The sequence below is a fragment of the Rhizobium phaseoli genome, from assembly GCF_003985125.1.
GTDB classification, from domain to species: Bacteria; Pseudomonadota; Alphaproteobacteria; order Rhizobiales; family Rhizobiaceae; genus Rhizobium; species Rhizobium phaseoli.
In genome coordinates this window covers 39769-57886 of sequence record NZ_ML133586.1, presented here as the reverse complement: position 1 = coordinate 57886, position 18118 = coordinate 39769, and the positions used below count along the sequence as shown (strand labels likewise).

Genomic DNA, 18118 nt, shown 5'->3' with positions numbered 1-18118 from the left:
TCTCTTATTTTTCGATTTTGCAATGAGGATACGCTGCCATGGTTGTATGAATCAGCAATATAAACAATACTGCTGACATTCTTTACAGCAACGATTGCATGCCGGTTTCAACACGTCTTCCGGGTCTTGTCACATGACCAGCAAGATTATAGAGGCGGGCTCGCTTTCTCCCGTTAACCCTGGTGCCGTATCATTTGCTGCTGAGCCGCCTGAGTACGTCGTCGGACCGGACATTGCCGAGAACCGGCTTCCGGCGGCCGGTAAATTGGCTCTTTGCGAACTTTGCGTCCGGGCCGACGTCGTGGAGGAAGATCTGGCAGATCTCCATTCCCGGCTGCAGGGCGATCGGCACCTCTCCGACGTTACTCAATTCGAGGGCAAGACAGCCAGCAAACCCCGGCTGGATTCCGGCTGCCGTCTCGATAATCAGACCGCGCCGTCCGAGTGACGATTTCCCTGTGACATAGCCGGCGAGATCCGCCGGCAGGCGCATCCACTCCAAGGTCGTCCCGAGTACGAAATTGTGCGGGTGCAGGATGAACTCCTCGCCGAATCGAACGAAATGTTCCTTGGTCGGAACCGGATCCTCATCCGGTTCACTGACGCGCAACAGCGAGGTGCGCGAGTGCCGCAGTGTCCGAAACCATCGGCCGAGACGCAGATCGAGCGACGCGGCGCCCACGGCGGCCAGCCGTCCAAGATCAGGGCGCGGCACGATTGCCAGCATGCCTCCGTCGGCGCCAGGAGCGAGATTGAGCCGGCCGATCAATCCAGTGCTGCTCAACATAGAGATTACCTCGTGCGGGACTCAAATTCCATGACTTCCATGGTTTTGAACACCAGATCGTTGAGGATTTCCAGTCTAGTGTCCTCGCGGAAGTTGAAATTCTTCCAATGCGCCCAGTTGAGCCGGATCGCCCAACCTGCGTTGATCGTATCGCCGATCGAAGTCGTCGATGCTGCCGGTGACAGGGCGCAGAATTGTTTCACAATTCGATCGCGCTCGGCGTCGGAAGGCAAAGCCAGGCCGGTGCGGGCGACGTGACCACTTACGGCGGCGATCAGATCCTCGATCATCGCGGTGGACGCCTGATCTGCCATACGCAGGCAAAACGCCTCGTTGGCCTGTAGCCGCTTCGGCAAATCGATGAAATAGCCCGAGAAGGCCGGCGGCTCGGTGATCCCGAACGCTCTCGCTGCGCTTTCGAGTGCCGTGACCCGCGAGCCCAAGGACGGATAGTAGGCGGCGCGCTCGCCTGTGTGCGGCGCGATCAGGTAGATGAACGAATAAAGGTAGCTTTCACCGAACAGTCGCAGCCCGATGATATCGCAGAAAAGCTCTTCAATCTGGCGCGTGGCCAGCCGGTAGGAGCGCGCCCAGATGCTGCGCAGGAAAAGGTCGCTCAACAGGTCGGCCGGCTTGGTTTGGACGTCGAACAACTGCTGGAATTCACTCCAGCTGTTTTGATATTCGCCAACCAGGCGGCTCTGCAATGTTGCGTCAAGGGCAGAAAGGTGGGGGCTGCGGTGCGGCTTCTTGCGCCAGATGGAATGGCCGAGTTCATGACCGGCAAGAGGAACGATCAACGGGTTGCCGGATTCGGTCGCTGGCAGCCCTATGAACATGAGATTGGGGAATTCGTCAGTAATCGCGGGATAAGTAAACGGCGAAAAGCTCCATTCCGAGCTGACGATCAACTTGGCTTCCGGCCCGTAGATAGTCTGGCTCATGCGCAGAAGCGGATCGTAGATCTCGAACGCATTGCGCACGTTAGTCGAGCGCAGGATAAAGCCGAGAACGGTATAATAGCGCGCTATGTAGGCATTGACCTGCGCGGTTACCTGCTGGCGTATTGTATGGTCAGTCGTTGGCCCGATCCCGGAAAGCCGGTTCAGTTCCCGACCGTAAAGATCGGCCAGCAATTTAAGAGCTTCTCTCGATTCCTGATAGGGAAACTCCGATGTCTGCAGATGCTTGATCTGGTCAATGACCGACAGCAGCTTCTGCCGCACGAAATCGATGTCAAGCGACCCGTTCGTCATATGCCGGCATCCACTCGTCGTCGGGCGCGGGTGTCAGTTCCTCGAGAAGAACCTGATGCAATGACAGGCAGAAGCGCTTGAGGGAGCCAATCTCCTCGCTGCCGGTGCTTTCACCGGCGGCGATGGCTTTTGCCTGCGCGACGAGATCCCTGACCCACTGTTCAAGATCGTTGAAGTTGCTGAGTGAGGCGCCTTCGGTGTGAAAGATCGCTGAGTTGAGGATCTCGACGTTGACCGGGTTTTCACTCAGGGCGAAAAGACTGACAGGCCGTCCGCCACTCGGCGGCGCCTCAAGATAGTGACCGAAGCGCTGGATAGTCGCCAGATCAGCCGGCTGCCGCTTTTCCAACTTGTCGAGCTCGATGGCGGCGTCAAGGGCGAGCGATGGGAAGTCCATGAATTGATTTCCTCGGCTTTGCATTGGTCGCGAACTGTTCCGCCTGTGATATCATCGAAACGGTTTGGTACAGAAATCGAACCGGGACGGACCAGCGAAACTATGAATCCGCGGTGACTCCTCGTCAAGCGTCTAAAACGGACTATGGTGAACGGTGATGCGTACGAATGCTCAATCATCGACTCCCTCCATGGCGAAATCCGGACCTCGACGGGCAAATAGTGAGGACGTGGGGTGCCGAGGCGCCGCAGGCAGCACGACCGCGCCCATTTCACTTTCGGCTGGCAGGACGCAAGCCGGTCGGCCTCTGGAAGAACAGAGAACGTGGGTGCGCGGCGTCCCAAGTGTAGCTGGGCGATCCCCCGCACTGGCCGCGGCTGCTGCGCGCCGCCGCACTACAACAACCACGGTCAGGCCGCCTTTCGGAAGACTTGGTCTGTCGTCCCGGCCACGCCTCCTCGATCAGGAAAGAAAATGCTTTCCCGTCGCGGTCTCCAGGACGCTTGCCAACTGGGTAGCGAGCATGCCCTCAATGAGTTCTTCCATCTTTGTCAGATCGAAGGCACCGTCTTCTGAAGCCGCATCGGCCGCTTCCAAAGCGTCGAAGTACGGGCGCCGGTTATCGACAATCTGGTCCGGGATGGTCTTGACCCCGGGTAGGGGCAATTGAAGCTTTACGCAAAGAACCAAATAGGACACCATGCGCGATGTCCGCCCATTCCCATCACTGAAGGGGTGGATCCAGTTGAGCCGCCACATCACGAACGACGCAAGATGCACGGCTGTCTTTTCGGTCCAGTTGTCGTTGACATAATCGCACAAATCCTCAATGAGTCCAGGGACCTGAAATGCCCCGACAGGCTTGTGCTTACTGCCCTCAATTGAAACTTCAGCGGGCCGGAAGTTGCCGGCATAGATGCTAATGCCTTGCAATGCCTCACGGTGAAGCGACAGTAGCATCGAGGGACGAAGCTTCCATTTTTCCCCTTTGTCGATTGCATCGACAATCATGTCGCGCGCTAGGTCGAACTGGAGAAGGCCGTTGCGGGCTTCGGCTTCGGCGCGCGCCTTCTCATCCATGATCAAATAAGCTTCGGTTGCCACGCTGTGGCGGCGCGTAGCGTCAGTCATGTTTCTTTTGATCTGCCATCTCGTCGGCGACGCGATCGACCAACTCGCGGGTTATCATCTCATTTTCGAAATGAGTGTTGCCGTATGCAAAGCTGCGACGCTGGACTTCAATGTCACTCTTCGACAACTGCACTTTTCTGGCGGCTTCGAGGAGGTTTCTGAGCGGTTCGTTCATTGCAGGCGTCCTTTTTATTTAGGCGTCCATAAAAGCGGTTTTCCTTTGCAAGGCAACCTCGACAAGGATAGAAACATGGAATTGCGCCAAGCTTGTGGAAGAGTGTTGCAACTGCGCTAGCACCATAATGCCGATCGCGACGATTGGCGAGCAGCAAGAAGCGCGGGACGGGATTGGCAACGAGGCTTGGCGTTTCGTTCTTCATTTTTTCTCGCACTGATGCGGGCATCGGTCAGCTCTAAGACCGCCCCGCCCCGGGGGAATGGCTCCGGCAACTGACGGCCTCTGAACTGTTTCGGCTATTGCATCGAGAGGTGCTCCAATGGCCGCAACACTTCCGGCGCGTTGCCTCCCGCTACGAGCAGCGAAGTCTCTGCTTCACAGGTTTCATCGTAAGCGGCGTGCCACTCGCCCCTGACCGAATCGGATATTCGAAGGCAACGGTCGCATCCATGATGGATGCGGCAACTACGGGTCAATTGCGGTCATTCAGCTATCACGAAATCGGTGCACCTTCCCGACGGACAAATGAAAAAGCAGAGAGATTTCCGGATTGGAGCGCAAAGGCGGCAGAGCTGTGCCGCAAAACCTCGGCTGACTATGTCGGGAAGTTGCCGCAACCGCCTCTAACCCTGCGCAAGATGATCGCTTGGCATTTCCGATTGGCTGTATTCAAGCCGCCGACGCTCTGATCGCCTTTGGTTGAAGTCATTAGGCCAACCAGTGCCCCTTGCGATGCCGTCATGGGGAGAAAAAGGTCTTTGCTAATGGCACTTTATTTTCCCATTATTGGTGCTATCATCAAATTCGCAATTTATTCGAGTATCCTGACTGGCGATAAGCTTGCGCAGCCCTGCGTATTGTGTGGGGAGCTACGCCTGCGTTTGAAAATGGCCAGTCGCGCATTCTTGTTTTTCTTAGCAATGCTTTTTGTGCAGGGGGATGTGCATGTCTTCGGGCCATATCTGGCGTGAAAATTACGAGGGAGGAAACCCTGAGGCGGAAGCATTGCTTTTTGCAGAGCTGGCACGCGATATCATGGATGTGCAACTTGCCAATAGGGCGAACGCCCGAGCAAGCGACATAAGTCGCGCGTTTCACGCGAAATGTATACTTGGTGTCGACAATGCGAAACTTCAGATTCTGCCTAATATTCCAGAAGATCTCGAAGTCGGTTTTTTTGAGCGTGGCAAGCAATACGACGTGACCGTGCGGCTTTCCAACGCCAACGGTGTCCGTCAGGCCGACTTCAAGAAGGATATGCGTGGGATAGCGCTACGCGTTAAAGTATCCGAGAACGAATATCACGATTTCCTCGCAACGAATTTTCCGGTTTCTCATGCCCGCAACGCTTATCAATTCGTGGCGTTCGCCAAGGCGATGTCCGGCTCGAAGCTGCTGCTTTTGCCGCGCCTCGTCCTCGCAGTCGGCTTTTCCGAAACCCTCAGGATGCTCAGAAACGTCCTGAGGGGAGCGCGCGTCGTCGACAGCCTAGCCACAGAGGGCTATTGGAGCCGAGGCGCTCTTCTCTGGGGCAATGAAGCAGGTCCAGTTCGGTTCCTGCTGCGTCCAAGCGCCAAGACGACCGCGGCAAAGCCCGCCTCGGCAACTGACCCTGACTTTCTACATCGTGAGATTGCCGAGCGGCTTCGCGAAGGCCCTGTCGAGTTCGATTTCCTGCTGCAGCGCTATGTCGATGAGAAACTTACTCCAATCGAGGATGGTGCGGTCGAGTGGACGGAAGACGCATCGAGGCCGATCGGGGTCGCAACGCTGACCATTCCGTCGCAGGACATCGATGCGGCGCCTGGCAGGGCGATGGAGCGGCTTGTCGACCAGCTTGGCTTCAATCCTTGGAATACGACCGAGACATTTCGCCCGCTGGGCAATCTCAACCGTGTCCGCAAGGCAGCCTATACGGCCAGCTCCGCGCATCGCTTGAACCAACGGTTCCGGGAACGGAAGCCGCTACGCAACATCGTGATTGCCCGGGCTGTCGCGGCCCTGTTTAAGGCGATTAATGCACACGTGCCCTGGTATAGGTTCGGTTGGCGCATGAGCCTGCTTAACATCTCCATTCTCCGGGAAGAGCTACGCACAAAGAACTTGTTTGACACCGAATTGCCGGATGCACCACCGCAGGCGACCCCGCAGCCGCCAGTAATTCCCGAGGCGGTCCGCACTCAGCGGACATTCGACGGTACCTACAACGATCTCTCAAACCCGCGGATGGGTGCGGAGGGAGCGACGTTCGGCCGTACGATGCGAGCGGTCTACAAGCCAGAGCTATTCGGGCAGCCGAACCCAATCGAAGTCAGTCGCCAACTGATGACGCGAAAGGCTTTCATTCCGGCACGCTCGCTAAATGTGCTTGCCGCGGCCTGGATTCAGTTCCAGGTGCATGACTGGGTCAACCACAAGCGCCATAGTCTCGGGAATGCGGAGACCGACATTGCATTGCGAATGCCGAACGGAGAGCTCTGGAAGAGCACCACAGGCGGTCAGCCGGAGGCTTTTATGCGCATTGCTGGCAATGAGGTTTTCCGCATGGCTGCCGGCGGCTACCCCATTTTCAAAAATATGACGACACCGTGGTGGGACGGTTCAGAGGTTTACGGCAATACAGCGGAAAAAGCGCTGGATCTGCGAGACGGAGGTCGTCTTAAGCTCACCGAGGATCTCTATCTGCCGACCGAATTGAACGGCATGAACGTCACTGGCTTCAACGAAAGCTGGTGGCTGGGCCTCAGTATGATGCACACGCTGTTTGCTCGTGAACACAACGTGCTCGCCGAAGCATTGATGCGCGAATATCCGGACTGGGAGCCGGACCGGATCTACAACACCGCTCGATTGATTGTATCGGCTCTGATCGCAAAGATTCACACCATTGAGTGGACGCCAGCTATTCTGGCGACGCGGGCGATCAAAGTCGGCCTGCCGGCGAACTGGTACGGCGCGCCTAAGGACTGGCTCACGCAGCTCGGCATCTGGATGCTCGACACGCACGAACTCAAAGGCATTCCGCAGACTGTGCCCGACCATCACGGCATCCCGTACTCGCTGACGGAGGAATTCGTTTCGGTCTACCGTCTCCATCCGCTCATTCCCGACGATTATCAGTTTTTCAACTATGAGACCGGTGCGCGAACAGAAACATTGGGCTTCGCCGACATTCAAGGTGCGGGAACCGATGCCAAAATGCGGCACCTTCGGCTCCACAATGTCATCTATTCACTCGGAATCGCACATCCCGGTGCAATCACGTTGCATAATTACCCCAATGCGTTACGCCAGTTTAAACGGATGTCAGGCGACGTGGAGGAGATTATCGATCTTTCCGTCGTCGACATCGTCAGGGATAGGCACCGCGGAATTCCTCGCTTCAATGACTTTCGCGAGGCGTTGCACAAGCCGCGTTTAAGCAACTGGGAGGAATTGTCGTCGGATCCAGAAACGGTGCGGGCAATGCAGGTTCTCTATGGCAATATCGACATGGTGGACACCATGGTCGGCCTGCATTCTGAGCCTCCGCCGGACGGTTTCGGCTTCAGCGATACGGCTTTTCGCGTGTTTATTCTGATGGCCTCCCGACGGTTGCAGAGCGACCGTTTTCTCACCGTCGACTTTCGGCCGGAAATCTACTCGCCCCTGGGGCTCGATTGGATCGAGAACAACGGTATGACCAGCATCATCCTGCGTCACTGTCCGCAACTCGCCCCGGTATTGCCGCGCACTGCCAGTGCATTCGCCCCTTTCCGGCCTATCCTGTCTTGAGGGGCACACCATGCCAATTTCCCGCGACAGATTATACCGGCTCTTTCGCTTCCTCTTGGTGAGCGTCAACCTGCTTGTACTCATCACTCTTGTTGCAACGGGGATATTCATCAGGCTCGAAGGCGACTGGGTGCATCCAACTATCCGGGATCCAAAGGATGCGTTCGAAAATGGCACCATCGGCACGGAACTCATGCCGCTACCGGTCGCTTTGGTACTGCCCGACCTGTTTCCCGAGCATTTTCAGCCGGCCGGTGCGGATGCCGGCGATTGGGTGAAGCAATTCGGGTTCTTGCCGTATGACAACCCGGAGGCCAATAACGGTTTGCCACTCGGCTTTGCGACCAGCAACTACCGCCCCGGTTCCGCGGCGCCGTCGCCTGTCCCGTTCGTCGGCTTCAGTTGTGCTCTTTGCCACACCACGCGAATTCGCAAAAGTGAGGAGAGCAAGGGCGTCGTCGTCTACGGACCAGGCAGCGTATCGATCAATCTCTTCGCCTGGATCGATGCATTTCAGGCGGCGGTCTTGACCAGGGTGAAGCCGCAAAGAGATGGCGAAACGGACATGGAACGGCCCTATCGTCTGACCGTCGACAGCATTTGCGATTCGTATAGAGCCAAGACGGGTGAAACGCTGGGCTCGATACAACGCCTGTTGATTGGGCTATGGCTTCGCCAGGTTCGCGCTCGGATCGAGGCAGGATTGCCGCGCTTCGACGAACCGATCGGAAATTACCGATCCCGCGATGCAGACGTAACACCGACGGGTCCAACACGTACCCAACCGTTTCGCACTCTCGTTCGCACTGTGCTCGACCGGCCTGGCAACGATATGCCCGTCTACACGAAGATTGCCACGGTTTTTTCGGAGGATCATCGCGCGCGCGCCCAGTTCGATGGGTCGATCGGCGACATATATGCCCGCAGTTCGCTGGCGGCGCTCGCAGCCGGGGCCACGGTCACTAATATGGCTAAGCCGGAAATTGCCGACAATATCCGCAAAGCGAGCGATTTCACGAAGACGTTGCGTCCGTTGCGCTATTCCGACATGTTCCCGGAAGATGCGGCCTCGATCGATCCTGCACGTATCCTGCAGGGGCGCAAAGTCTACGGGCAATATTGCGCCGCCTGCCACGGCGATCGGGATTCGACCGGGGCTTGGGTCAACGGCGAGAAGACCGGCCAAGTCGTGCCGGCCGGTGAGCTCAACACCGATCCGGAACGCGTGCGGTTTCGTCATTATGGACCTCTCGCCGAAAAAATGTTTGCGCTCTTCCCCGACAAGCACCCGTTCCATTTTAAGCGAGAGGATATTTGGCCCCAGCGTGGACAAGAGGAGGAGACATCCATTAGGGGCTACGTAAACGCGCCGCTGGACGGGATGTTCCTGCGTGCCCCCTACCTCCATAACGGCAGTGTCATGACGTTGGCTGAACTGATTAATCTCAGGAAGCGTAGAGATGTCTTTTATCGGGGCGATAACACCTACGATCCGGCCGACGTCGGCTTTCGCTCTCCGGAAAGCGCTGACGATCGAAATTACTTCACGTTCGATACGACTCAGATCGGCAACTCGAACAGGGGACATGACTATCCATGGGCCTATGACGACCCGAAACGAAATCCGGACGATCTTGCCGCGCTGCTTGACTATTTGAAAATGCTCTAACGTCAGGAACGAGCCCATGAAGGCCATGCCTCCGAACAGTATAACTCTGCCGCAGTTCTCGCTGGCGTTCGTGACGTTTGGCGTACTGCTGGTTCTTGCGCTCCTCTGGCCGGAGACGACGCTGGACGACGTCGATCTCGGTCGCACGAAAGCCACTATCTGGGTGACAAGTCTCATGCTTCTCCCGAGCTTGGCGCTCTATCCCTACCGCACGCTCTCCCAACGCATGGCCAACGTCGTACACTTGTTCTGGACCTTCGCTTATCTGCTTTTTCTTGTTCACGCTTATTGGGCCATATTCGTAATATTCAACGGGCTTAAGGACACCTTCGTGCAGATGGGCATTCCCATTGCCAGCATAAATTTCCTGCTCGTTATCCTGTGGGGCTTGGATGTTTTGCTTCTATGGTTTGCGCCGAGCCGGACCCCGCCCGCGGCGCGCTTCCAGATCGCTGTACGCACGCTTACTTTTCTAATATTCGCGACCACCTTCCTGTTTTTGCGAAGTGGTCCGGTTCATATTCTTGGGATCATTTTTGCGGCCGTGATCTCGCTATCCCTGGCCATTCGGCTGTGGGTACGTGAGCGCGCCGTCCAATACTGAGACGGCCAAGCTGGGTCGTCGACGCCACATTCGGAGGCTGGGGAGGAAACATGAGCAGCGAGGAGACAAACAAAACCGGTTTTGAGCGATTGCTCGAGCGCCCATTAATCCAGACGATTCTTCAACGGCGTACGCACCGGATCGGCCGAGGTGTTCCCCTGATCAAAGCAGGCACCATGACCTATCAATCCACCCAAAAACCGGTGCCACTTACCGACCTCGAAGAGGCAATTTTAATCGCCATGACTGGCCTTACCGGCCTTACAATGCCGGACAGGCCGTTTGAGGATCCTGTCACCGGCGAGTTCGTAATGGCAAAGCCGAATGTCCATATGGAAGGGCGAACGGCCGGCAGCCCCGACAATGCCCAAGGGACATATTTCTTCCTCATCAACGATACCGGCACATACTTCATCGACAGGGTTCCGTTCACCCCACCATTATCGTTCGAACCGGAGGCACTAATCGCACATGCCAAACGAGCGAAAGTGAAAATTAGCAATGGCAGACTGGATACGGCAAACCGCGAATTCCCCGCCTATCTCGATTCCAATCGCTTGCTGTCGAACCTGCCCGGCACGACGGTGCTTTTTCCCGTCGTAGACCTGTCACATCAATATATTAACGGCCTGATGTATCTCTTGACACAGCCCGAAGGACACCGACCAACAATCGTTGACGATCGTAATTTCTATCTTAGGGCCGGCGTAGGAAAATGGGTCAAGAATCGATTTCTCAACGAAGAGATCAAGGTGCCGCTCGGCGTCATCGGTAGCCTACGGACCCAGATCGAAGCAGATTTATTGCTCCAGAATCTCATGTTGGTCGCTGATGCCATGGGCCTAGGAGCCTATATTCACGCCTCCATCAGCCCGCCGGTACTGCTCGGCGATCCAAAATTCCGGGACAGCTACGGTCCGATGCTAGGTTTCGATTTCGCTGTGCCGAAATGGCGACTGCTCGACATTTTACGCTGGCAGGTGCCGCTGCCGAAATACAGCAGCCTCAGGGCACATCCGGTTGGTCTGCGACTGGGAGACCGCGACCTTATCAAGGCGAAGTCCCCCCCGAACTATCAAAACATGAGAGAAGCCGTGGACGAAGTGGTTTCGGCCAAGTTTGGTTCACAGGGGATTTACAAGGATGCGGCCCTTTTCAAGGGAATTTACAAGGATGACTTTGGCGATCGTTACCTAACCGAGGCCGCCGAGTACAGTAGCGACGTGATTGAGTGCGTGACGGACATTTGCGAGTACATATATGATACCCATGGTCGCTTCCCCGCGCATGTCGATGCAATTCATGTTCCCGGCGTGTGGATACAGGTGCATCACGTCGACCTCGAATACTATAACCGTTATTTCAAAAACGCATTGACCGGCGCGCACCACGACCACGACAATCATTGGCATTGACGAGCTTTAGGCCAAATTTGCACGCCGGAACACAGCGAATGCCCTTTCGGGGCGGAAAGATCGGCACCAGCAGAAGGTTGACGATCTCCTTCAGGTCGGCGATTACCGGCAGCGGTGTGGGAACCGTTTTGCTGCGGGTGATCTGGGCGAAATCAGAATATTTCAACTTGAGCGTCACAGTCTTCGCGGCGATCCCGTTGGCCTCGCAATAACTCCACACCTTTTCGATTAGCGGCTCAAGCCCTTCACGGGCCGGGTCGTAGGTATGGAGGTCTTGTCAGAATGAACCGCGCCGAGTTTGCCGGAGCCCCCAACTCGTGAGAAGTAGGGTCTATGACAAGCAAGACGACGAACAAATTCTCTCCTGAAGTTCGTGCCCGCGCCGTTCGGATGGTGACGGAGCATGAAGCCGAACATCCCCCCCCCGCTGGGCGGCGGTATCATCGATAGCGGCCAAGATCGGTTGCTCGGCGCATACCCTCCATGAATGGGTGAAGAAGGCCGAGGTCGACAGCGGCAAGCGTGCAGGTTTGCCGAGTGACGTGGCGGAGAAGATGAAGGCTCTGGAGCGAGAGAACCGCGAGCTTCGTCAGGCGAATGAGATTCTACGCAAAGCCTCGGCGTATTTTGCCCAGGCGGAGCTCGACCGCCCACTGAAGCGATGATCTCCTTCATCGACGAACACCGCTCGGTGCTCGGGGTCGAGCCGATCTGCAGACTGCTGCCGATTGCCCCGTCCACCTATTATGAGGTTATCGCCAAGCGCATGGACGTGGACCGCCTATCGGCCCGCGAACGGAATGATATTGCCATGAAAGTCGAGATACGTCGGGTGTTCAACGAGAACTTCCAGGTCTATGGCGTGCGCAAAGTCTGGCGGCAGTTGCAGCGAGAAGGTTACGACATCGCCCGCTGCACCGTCGCTCGGCTTATGAGAATGATGGGGCTTCAAGGCGTCATTCGCGGCAAGCCAGTCAAAACCACCGTGTCGGACAAGTCCGCTCCATGTCCGCTCGACCGGGTGAACCGACAGTTCTTCGCTCCAGCGCCGAACATGCTGTGGTTATCCGATTTCACCTATGTCGCGACCTGGCAGGGCTTCGTTTACGTGGCCTTCGTCATTGATGCCTTCGCCCGCCGTATCGTCGGTTGGCGGGCAAGCCGAACGGCCCATGCGGGCTTTGTGCTCGATGCCCTCGACCAGGCGCTTCATGATCGGCGGCCCGTTAAACGTGGCGCGCTGGTTCATCATTCCGACCGCGGCTCGCAATATGTGTCCATTCGCTATTCCGAACGGCTGGCGGAGGCGGGCACGAGCCGTCTGTCGGAAGCGTTGGCGACAGTTACGACAATGCTCTCGCCGAAACGATCAACGGTCTTTACAAGGCCGAGGTCATCCATCGGCGAGGACCCATGGCGCAACTTCGAAGCCGTGGAGTTCGCCACGCTCGAATGGATCGACTGGTTCAACCACCGCCGTCTTCTGGAACCCATTGGGAATATTCCGCCAGCAGAGGCAGAAGAACGATACTACGCCATGCTGGACGCACCAGCTATGGCCGCATAACTTAAACCAAACGGTCTCCGGCAAACCCGGCGCGGTTCAGTCCCCCCGCTCTTGCTCGCTTAGCAAACACATTCAAAGCCGCAGGAAAAATAGCCAAGATCTCCTCGTCGCCATCATGCTCAAGCTGCTCGTGCTCGCAAGTTGCCTGCTCTCCCAGACCCGCCTCTGAGCCTAAATCCGCCTTGCCGACCAATGCAGATTCTCATCCAGGCGGCTGGTGCGCGTTTTCTCCCTGCAAGGCCTAATGCGGCCACCTGCACACCTATGGATCCATCGTCCCTACAAGTAATAATGAGTGCATGAAATAATTGTACTATGAACGATAAAGCTCTTGATGGTTGCTTGCGTTCGTGTTTTAATAAAACCTATCGTTATAAGGGCATCCACACCATTTCAGTTCTTCCGGATCCTCTCTCGGAGGGGGACGCGACTATGTCGTGACCCTACTCGCGGAGCATGCTGTGCTTTTGTGACTTTGGCGTTGAACCGTAGACGCGGGCAGAACGAACAGGACGTGCGCTACAGATGGCGAGCCGACGAGCATGGATACCTCCGCGAACGATTTAGAAGGGTGTGAGCGATATCGGATTTGACCGAAGCAACACTGCATAGCCGGCGTGCCGCCTGCGACGCGGCTGCCTCTATGGGGATGGGGATTTGCCATGGCAGAGTCACACAGGCCCGGAAACGGGATGAAATCTTTTTCGATGCACGTATCGGACGCCGGATCGGCTCCTATGTTCGCCGCTCTCGCTAAAGAACAGTCTGACCTCCCGACCTTCGCGTTTGAGCCTGCTGCCACACAGGTGGTGGACCCTGAGACTGCGGCCCGTCGATATCTCGGCCATGCGCTCACAAGCAATAGCGTCCCCGACTTTACTGCGCCGTCTGCAGAAAACGCTGACTCTCAATTCAAGGTTATCGGCACAGAAACGGTTCCACTGACCCATACCCGTACCGTCAAATTTCGCCAGGCGTTCCACGACATCCCTGTCTACGGGTCGCTGGTGACCGTGGAGCTGGACGACGACAACAAACTCGTGAGCCTGAATTCGGCGCTGGGGGAGCCGACCAATGTTCCGCCTGTGGCGAAGATTTCGGCCACCAGAGCGGCGTCGGCGGTCGACAAGAAAGGCCAGTTCAAGAAGAAGATCGCCGGTGTCGCGCCCCGTCTCAGTTTCTATTACGAGGCCAAGAAGGACAAATGGCATCTGGCATATATTTTCGAGGACGTCGAGGTGACGATGCCGGAGAGTGCCGGATCCGGTCCGTTGAGGCCGCGTTATTTCGACTACGTGGTGGATGCGAATACCGGGAGGGTGATTGCGGAATTACCGCGTACCCCGACAATGGCCGCCGAGGAGCAGCTCGCCTTCGACGCCCGCAATGTTCAACGGACCATAAATGTCGAAAAAATTGGTGCCCGCGCCGTTCTGAAGGACACGGTGAACAATATCCAGACCTTCGACTTTCGTTTTCGGGATCCGAACGTCAACGATGCCCTGCTGCCGGGGGACGAAATAGGACCTGCCTGGCCGCCTGCCGCAGTCAGCGCGCATGCAAATGCGGCGGCCGTCGCGCATTTCCTCCGTGAAGTCGTGTTGAGGAATAATATCGACAATCGCGGCGGCCCGATGAACGCCAGCATCAATTGCGTCGTCATGCGCGAAAGCCCCGGTGGAAACCAGTGGTTCAACGCCTATTGGAATGGCGTCCAAATGGTCTATGGCCAGGTGCTCAACGGCAACCAGCTTCTCACCCTGGCCGCCGCGCTCGATATCGTCGGGCACGAGATGTTCCATGGCGTGACCGACAATACCTCACGCCTCGAATATGCAGCGCAATCCGGAGCGCTCAACGAATCCTATTCCGATATTTTCGGCATGCTGATCGCCAATAGAGGCAATCCCGATCCCCGCCAATGGGACTGGAGGCTCGGGCAGGGGTTCGCGCGAGGCGGCGGTCCCATCCGCGACATGTCCGATCCCGCGTCGCGGGGCCAGCCTGCACATATGAACCAGTATCGGATCATGCCGGTCACTCAGAATGGCGACTGGGGAGGGGTGCATGTCAACAGCGGTATCCATAACAAGGCGGCTTATCTCATGCTGGTGGCGGAGGAAGGCGGCAGTCTGGTCTTCACGCCAGACGAAGTCGCCGCGGTCTTCTATGTCGCGGTGACGCAGCTGCTCTCGCGCACCTCGCAATTCCGTGACAGTCGTCGGGCTGTCGTCAGTGCGGCACGCACCTTGTTCAGGACCGCTCCATCCGCTCAGCTTGCGCGACGGATTTCGGCGATCGACGCGTCATTCGACGGTGTCGGCATCGCCTGACGCGGGGGGACCCTCTGCCGCTCGCCACATGATTTGAGCATGCTTCACCGAAGGAGGACTATCATGGCGATAAGCTTTTCCGGCATCTGGAGTTATCGAAGCCTGGTGAACAACCCCGACCTTTCCGCATCTTTCGACAGTTTGCGCTTTGGCGCGGGAACGCTGATTTTGTCCGAGCCTGCGCCCGGCAAGATCGGCGGTTCTCTTGGCGGAACCGGCTGGTCTCTTTCCCTCGACGGGGCTGCCACGGACGGCGCGCCGGCGACGCTGAAATGGCAGGGGCGCGGCATGATCGACAACGAGGAATGGGTCTACGACTATCTCGGCTATCCCGTTCCCCGCTGGCCGAACGGCGTGGACCAGATCGACACCATCGTCGGTACGGTTATTCGGACAGTGACCCACTCCAATGGTCAGTCACCCGCGGGTTATACGGCCACGTTCTATGCGGTGCGCGTTTGATGCGGCCGGCCTGAGTGGTCGCGTGCAGTCTGCGGCCAGCAATTCTCGATCGTTTCCTGAGAGGACAGTGCGATGCGCAAACGGGAGAATATCTTTGAGTTGGGAAGTGACTGGGCCGACCCGATCCTCTGGTATGCAAGGGGCGTCAAGGCGATGAAGGCCCGCAAGCTGGAAGATCCGACAAGCTGGAACTTCTATGCGGCGATTCATGGGATGTGGCGCGGGCTCTGGGATTTCTATCAGATCACCGACAGTGCCGATGCGGACCCCAATGCATCCGACACGTCGACCTATCTCGACCAATGTCAGCACCAGAGCTGGTATTTCCTGCCCTGGCATCGCGGGTATCTCCTGGCTCTGGAAAATATGCTCCGGCACGAGATCGAACTGCTCAACGGACCAAGCGCCAGCTGGGCCTTGCCCTATTGGAACTATTTCGGAACCGATCAGGACGTCCTGCCGCCGGCATTCCGCACGGCCAATTGGCCGGATGGCACCGGAGACAATCCGCTGTTTGTCGAACAGCGGTGGGGGGTGCTCAGCAGCAGCACACCATTCGACGTCAGCTCGCAAACCAACCTGAATGCGATGCAGGATCCAGAATTTGCCGGACCCGGCGGCGGGGGCAGTGCCGGATTCGGTGGCGTTGAAACGGGCTTCAGCTGGAGCGGCGAAGAAAGCGGCGGAATCGAATCGGATCCGCACAACATCATCCATGTGCTGGTTGGTGGTGGTCACCCAACCCTGGTGTTTCCGCCAGGTTCGCCTCAGGCCGGGCGCCCATTGCCGGGCCTGATGTCGACTCCGACCGCGGCAGCGCTCGACCCTATCTTTTACCTACATCACTGCAATATCGATCGGTTGTGGGAGAGCTGGAACAAATTTCCCACAGGCAAACCCTTTACTTCGCCGACGGATTGGCAAAATCCGACAGACTCCAAATGGTTGGATGGGCCGGCGAGCATCGGTGAGCGCGAATTTACAATGCCGAACCCAGATAAGACCAAATGGGTTTATACTCCGACGAAAATGCAGGACTTGGCCAGTCTGGGCTATGAATACGACGACCTGACACCCGGCGCGGAGGCCGGACCGATCGTCACCGTCGCCGCACGCATGGAGAGACTGGGCATTGCGCGGAGTTCCGTTGCTGCCACAAGAGGTTTAGACATGCCGACACAGAACAAGGTGGAACTGGTCGCGGCCAGCGACAGCGGCATGTCGCTCGCCGGCAGCGGCACTATGCGCAGCTCTGTCAAGGTCGAGCCGGATGCGAGGGCCAGGGTGAGCCAAAGCCTGAGCGCCAACAGGATCGCCCCGACGGCGCCCGACCGCGTGTTTCTCAATCTCGAGAATGTCACCGGCGTGCATGACGCCGTGATATTCCAGGTCTATGTCGGGCTGCCCGAGGGGGCCGATCCCGCCGGGAACAAGAAATATCTGGCGGGCAGTGTCGCGCTCTTTGGCGTGACGCAGGCGAGCGATCCGGCAGGCAAACATTCCGGAAACGGCATCACATACAAGCTGGAAATCACAGACATTGTCGATAAAATGCACCTCGACGGCGAATTTGATGTCGCCCGCCTGCCGGTAAGTTTCGTCCCGCTCGAAAACATCCCGGATGCGGCGAATATCAAAATCGGCCGGATCAGCATCTATCGGCAATTCGAGTGAGCGTCTTGCGCAGCACCTCTCCTGCGGTGCGCGAGTGGCGCCGCGGTTTTGCGCCACTCGCACTGGCTGCCGGCTCGGCATGGATTCCCCTGGCTGTCGGCGGCGACAGCACCTCCATGCCGACGATCTGTTCCGCTGCTTTCGTCTGGTCCACTCCCTCACCGAAGACTTATGCCTTTTTCTTCAGTTACGTCTCACCTTTGCAGCTGATCGTCAGCTGGGCGATGATGGTGATGGCAATGATGCTGCCGACGCTCTCTGTTCCACTGAGGCATGTGCGCGAGCGCAGCTTCTGGCGCGTGCGGCCGTGGGCCGAGCTGTTGTTTGTCGTCAGTTATCTCGGTACATGGATGGTGGCGGGTATTGCTCTCCTCGGCGTCGCGATCACGCTGCGCCTAGCTTCAACCAGTTCCGCCCTGCCTCTGGTCGCGTGCCTGATCATCGCGTTTATCTGGCAGATTTCACCCTGGAAGCAGGTCGCCCTGAACCGGTGTCATCGCCGCCCCAGCCTGGCCGCCTTTCCGCCGGCGGCCTATGAAAATGTGCTGGCATGGGGGATGACACACGGTCTCTGGTGCATTGCAAGCTGTTGGGGCTTGATGCTGTTGCCCTTGCTTGCGCCGTCGCATCATCTGCCACTCATGGCAATTGTCGCCGTCTACATCTGGGCGGAGCGACTGGAGCCGGCCTGTGCGCCTCGCTGGCAATTCCGGGTGCCTTCAAGGGCCATCAGGCTCATCGCCCGGAACGTTGCGGGATGGCGACAAAGTTCTGGCAGTACATCGATTACGATGGCTTGCGACGAATGCGCCTTGTAGGCTTGGATTCGATTGGTTCGATCACGATGCCAAGGGAACGCCTGCAAGTCCTC

The 18118-nt window shown here is 57.4% G+C and carries 16 protein-coding genes, 2 pseudogenes and 1 other annotated feature; of the genes and pseudogenes, 11 read left to right on the top strand and 7 right to left on the bottom strand.

Going from position 1 to position 18118, the window contains the following annotated elements; genetic code table 11:
* Positions 1-190 precede the first annotated feature (190 nt).
* The 5 genes from dcd to EFD56_RS26340 form a co-directional block, all read right to left on the bottom strand.
* A complete protein-coding gene (dcd, locus tag EFD56_RS26360) occupies positions 191-769 on the bottom strand; it encodes a dCTP deaminase (RefSeq protein WP_009993369.1) in 579 nt (192 codons plus the stop codon).
* 23 nt (positions 770-792) lie between these two features.
* Positions 793-2043 (bottom strand): hypothetical protein, encoded by a 1251-nt coding sequence (locus tag EFD56_RS26355; protein WP_016737369.1) that lies wholly within the window; start codon positions 2041-2043, stop codon positions 793-795.
* Complete coding sequence (locus tag EFD56_RS26350; protein WP_016737370.1) at positions 2024-2440, bottom strand: hypothetical protein; 417 nt, start codon at positions 2438-2440, stop codon at positions 2024-2026. The genes EFD56_RS26355 and EFD56_RS26350 overlap by 20 nt, the downstream gene beginning before the upstream one ends.
* Before the next feature lie 462 nt (positions 2441-2902).
* Positions 2903-3571, bottom strand: a complete 669-nt coding sequence (locus EFD56_RS26345; RefSeq protein WP_016737371.1) for a Fic family protein — start codon at positions 3569-3571, stop codon at positions 2903-2905.
* Complete coding sequence (locus EFD56_RS26340) at positions 3564-3746, bottom strand: hypothetical protein (RefSeq protein ID WP_009991623.1); 183 nt, start codon at positions 3744-3746, stop codon at positions 3564-3566. The genes EFD56_RS26345 and EFD56_RS26340 overlap by 8 nt, the downstream gene beginning before the upstream one ends.
* A gap of 452 nt (positions 3747-4198) precedes the next feature.
* On the opposite strand from EFD56_RS26340, the gene EFD56_RS26335 reads away from it, so the two are divergent.
* From EFD56_RS26335 to EFD56_RS26315, 6 genes are all read left to right on the top strand, one after another.
* Positions 4199-4438 carry a hypothetical protein gene (locus tag EFD56_RS26335; RefSeq protein ID WP_125462013.1) on the top strand — a complete coding sequence of 80 codons (240 nt, stop codon included), beginning with the start codon at positions 4199-4201 and terminating at the stop codon, positions 4436-4438.
* A gap of 75 nt (positions 4439-4513) precedes the next feature.
* The gene (locus EFD56_RS32795) at positions 4514-4720 is read left to right on the top strand and encodes a hypothetical protein (RefSeq protein WP_016737373.1); all 207 of its coding nucleotides are present in this window, start codon (positions 4514-4516) and stop codon (positions 4718-4720) included.
* Positions 4695-7523 carry a peroxidase family protein gene (locus EFD56_RS26330; RefSeq protein WP_199287286.1) on the top strand — a complete coding sequence of 943 codons (2829 nt, stop codon included), beginning with the start codon at positions 4695-4697 and terminating at the stop codon, positions 7521-7523. The genes EFD56_RS32795 and EFD56_RS26330 overlap by 26 nt, the downstream gene beginning before the upstream one ends.
* Positions 7524-7533: 10 nt before the next feature.
* The gene (locus EFD56_RS26325; protein WP_016737375.1) at positions 7534-9192 is read left to right on the top strand and encodes a c-type cytochrome; all 1659 of its coding nucleotides are present in this window, start codon (positions 7534-7536) and stop codon (positions 9190-9192) included.
* A 16-nt stretch (positions 9193-9208) separates the two neighbouring features.
* Positions 9209-9796 (top strand): hypothetical protein, encoded by a 588-nt coding sequence (locus EFD56_RS26320; protein WP_009991263.1) that lies wholly within the window; start codon positions 9209-9211, stop codon positions 9794-9796.
* A gap of 50 nt (positions 9797-9846) precedes the next feature.
* Complete coding sequence (locus EFD56_RS26315) at positions 9847-11211, top strand: hypothetical protein (RefSeq protein WP_016737376.1); 1365 nt, start codon at positions 9847-9849, stop codon at positions 11209-11211.
* Positions 11212-11245: 34 nt separating this feature from the next.
* On the opposite strand, the pseudogene EFD56_RS26310 reads toward EFD56_RS26315, so the two are convergent.
* Positions 11246-11488: pseudogene (locus EFD56_RS26310) on the bottom strand (DinB/UmuC family translesion DNA polymerase); the annotation flags it as partial.
* Positions 11489-11544: 56 nt separating this feature from the next.
* Here EFD56_RS26310 and EFD56_RS26305 point away from each other — a divergent pair.
* A pseudogene (locus EFD56_RS26305) lies at positions 11545-12778 on the top strand (IS3 family transposase).
* Positions 11831-11947: a sequence feature (AL1L pseudoknot), on the top strand. Its footprint overlaps the pseudogene before it by 117 nt.
* A gap of 1 nt (position 12779) precedes the next feature.
* Here EFD56_RS26305 and EFD56_RS26300 read toward each other — a convergent pair.
* Positions 12780-12971 (bottom strand): hypothetical protein, encoded by a 192-nt coding sequence (locus EFD56_RS26300; protein WP_016737380.1) that lies wholly within the window; start codon positions 12969-12971, stop codon positions 12780-12782.
* A gap of 499 nt (positions 12972-13470) precedes the next feature.
* Here EFD56_RS26300 and EFD56_RS26295 point away from each other — a divergent pair, with 499 nt between their 5' ends.
* The 4 genes from EFD56_RS26295 to EFD56_RS26280 all read left to right on the top strand — a co-directional run bounded on the left by EFD56_RS26295 (position 13471) and on the right by EFD56_RS26280 (position 18065).
* The gene (locus EFD56_RS26295) at positions 13471-15111 is read left to right on the top strand and encodes a M4 family metallopeptidase (protein ID WP_016737381.1); all 1641 of its coding nucleotides are present in this window, start codon (positions 13471-13473) and stop codon (positions 15109-15111) included.
* A gap of 69 nt (positions 15112-15180) precedes the next feature.
* Positions 15181-15573: a hypothetical protein gene (locus EFD56_RS26290; RefSeq protein ID WP_029532339.1), complete on the top strand. Its 393-nt coding sequence runs from the start codon at positions 15181-15183 to the stop codon at positions 15571-15573.
* Positions 15574-15645: 72 nt separating this feature from the next.
* Positions 15646-17247: a tyrosinase family protein gene (locus EFD56_RS26285; protein WP_016737383.1), complete on the top strand. Its 1602-nt coding sequence runs from the start codon at positions 15646-15648 to the stop codon at positions 17245-17247.
* Positions 17244-18065, top strand: coding sequence for a DUF2182 domain-containing protein (locus tag EFD56_RS26280; protein ID WP_016737384.1), 822 nt, complete (start codon positions 17244-17246; stop codon positions 18063-18065). The genes EFD56_RS26285 and EFD56_RS26280 overlap by 4 nt, the downstream gene beginning before the upstream one ends.
* The last annotated feature ends 53 nt before the right edge of the window (positions 18066-18118 follow it).

Excerpts from the sequence above, each read along its gene's own strand:
- EFD56_RS26355 (WP_016737369.1), bottom strand. The coding sequence starts at position 2,043 with ATGACGAACGGGTCGCTTGACATCGATTTCGTGCGGCAGAAGCTGCTG.
- EFD56_RS26350 (WP_016737370.1), bottom strand. The coding sequence starts at position 2,440 with ATGGACTTCCCATCGCTCGCCCTTGACGCCGCCATCGAGCTCGACAAG.
- EFD56_RS26345 (WP_016737371.1), bottom strand. The coding sequence starts at position 3,571 with ATGACTGACGCTACGCGCCGCCACAGCGTGGCAACCGAAGCTTATTTG.
- EFD56_RS26340 (WP_009991623.1), bottom strand. The coding sequence starts at position 3,746 with ATGAACGAACCGCTCAGAAACCTCCTCGAAGCCGCCAGAAAAGTGCAG.
- EFD56_RS26335 (WP_125462013.1), top strand. The coding sequence starts at position 4,199 with ATGATGGATGCGGCAACTACGGGTCAATTGCGGTCATTCAGCTATCAC.
- EFD56_RS32795 (WP_016737373.1), top strand. The coding sequence starts at position 4,514 with ATGGCACTTTATTTTCCCATTATTGGTGCTATCATCAAATTCGCAATT.
- EFD56_RS26330 (WP_199287286.1), top strand. The coding sequence starts at position 4,695 with ATGTCTTCGGGCCATATCTGGCGTGAAAATTACGAGGGAGGAAACCCT.
- EFD56_RS26325 (WP_016737375.1), top strand. The coding sequence starts at position 7,534 with ATGCCAATTTCCCGCGACAGATTATACCGGCTCTTTCGCTTCCTCTTG.
- EFD56_RS26320 (WP_009991263.1), top strand. The coding sequence starts at position 9,209 with ATGAAGGCCATGCCTCCGAACAGTATAACTCTGCCGCAGTTCTCGCTG.
- EFD56_RS26315 (WP_016737376.1), top strand. The coding sequence starts at position 9,847 with ATGAGCAGCGAGGAGACAAACAAAACCGGTTTTGAGCGATTGCTCGAG.
- EFD56_RS26295 (WP_016737381.1), top strand. The coding sequence starts at position 13,471 with ATGAAATCTTTTTCGATGCACGTATCGGACGCCGGATCGGCTCCTATG.
- EFD56_RS26285 (WP_016737383.1), top strand. The coding sequence starts at position 15,646 with ATGCGCAAACGGGAGAATATCTTTGAGTTGGGAAGTGACTGGGCCGAC.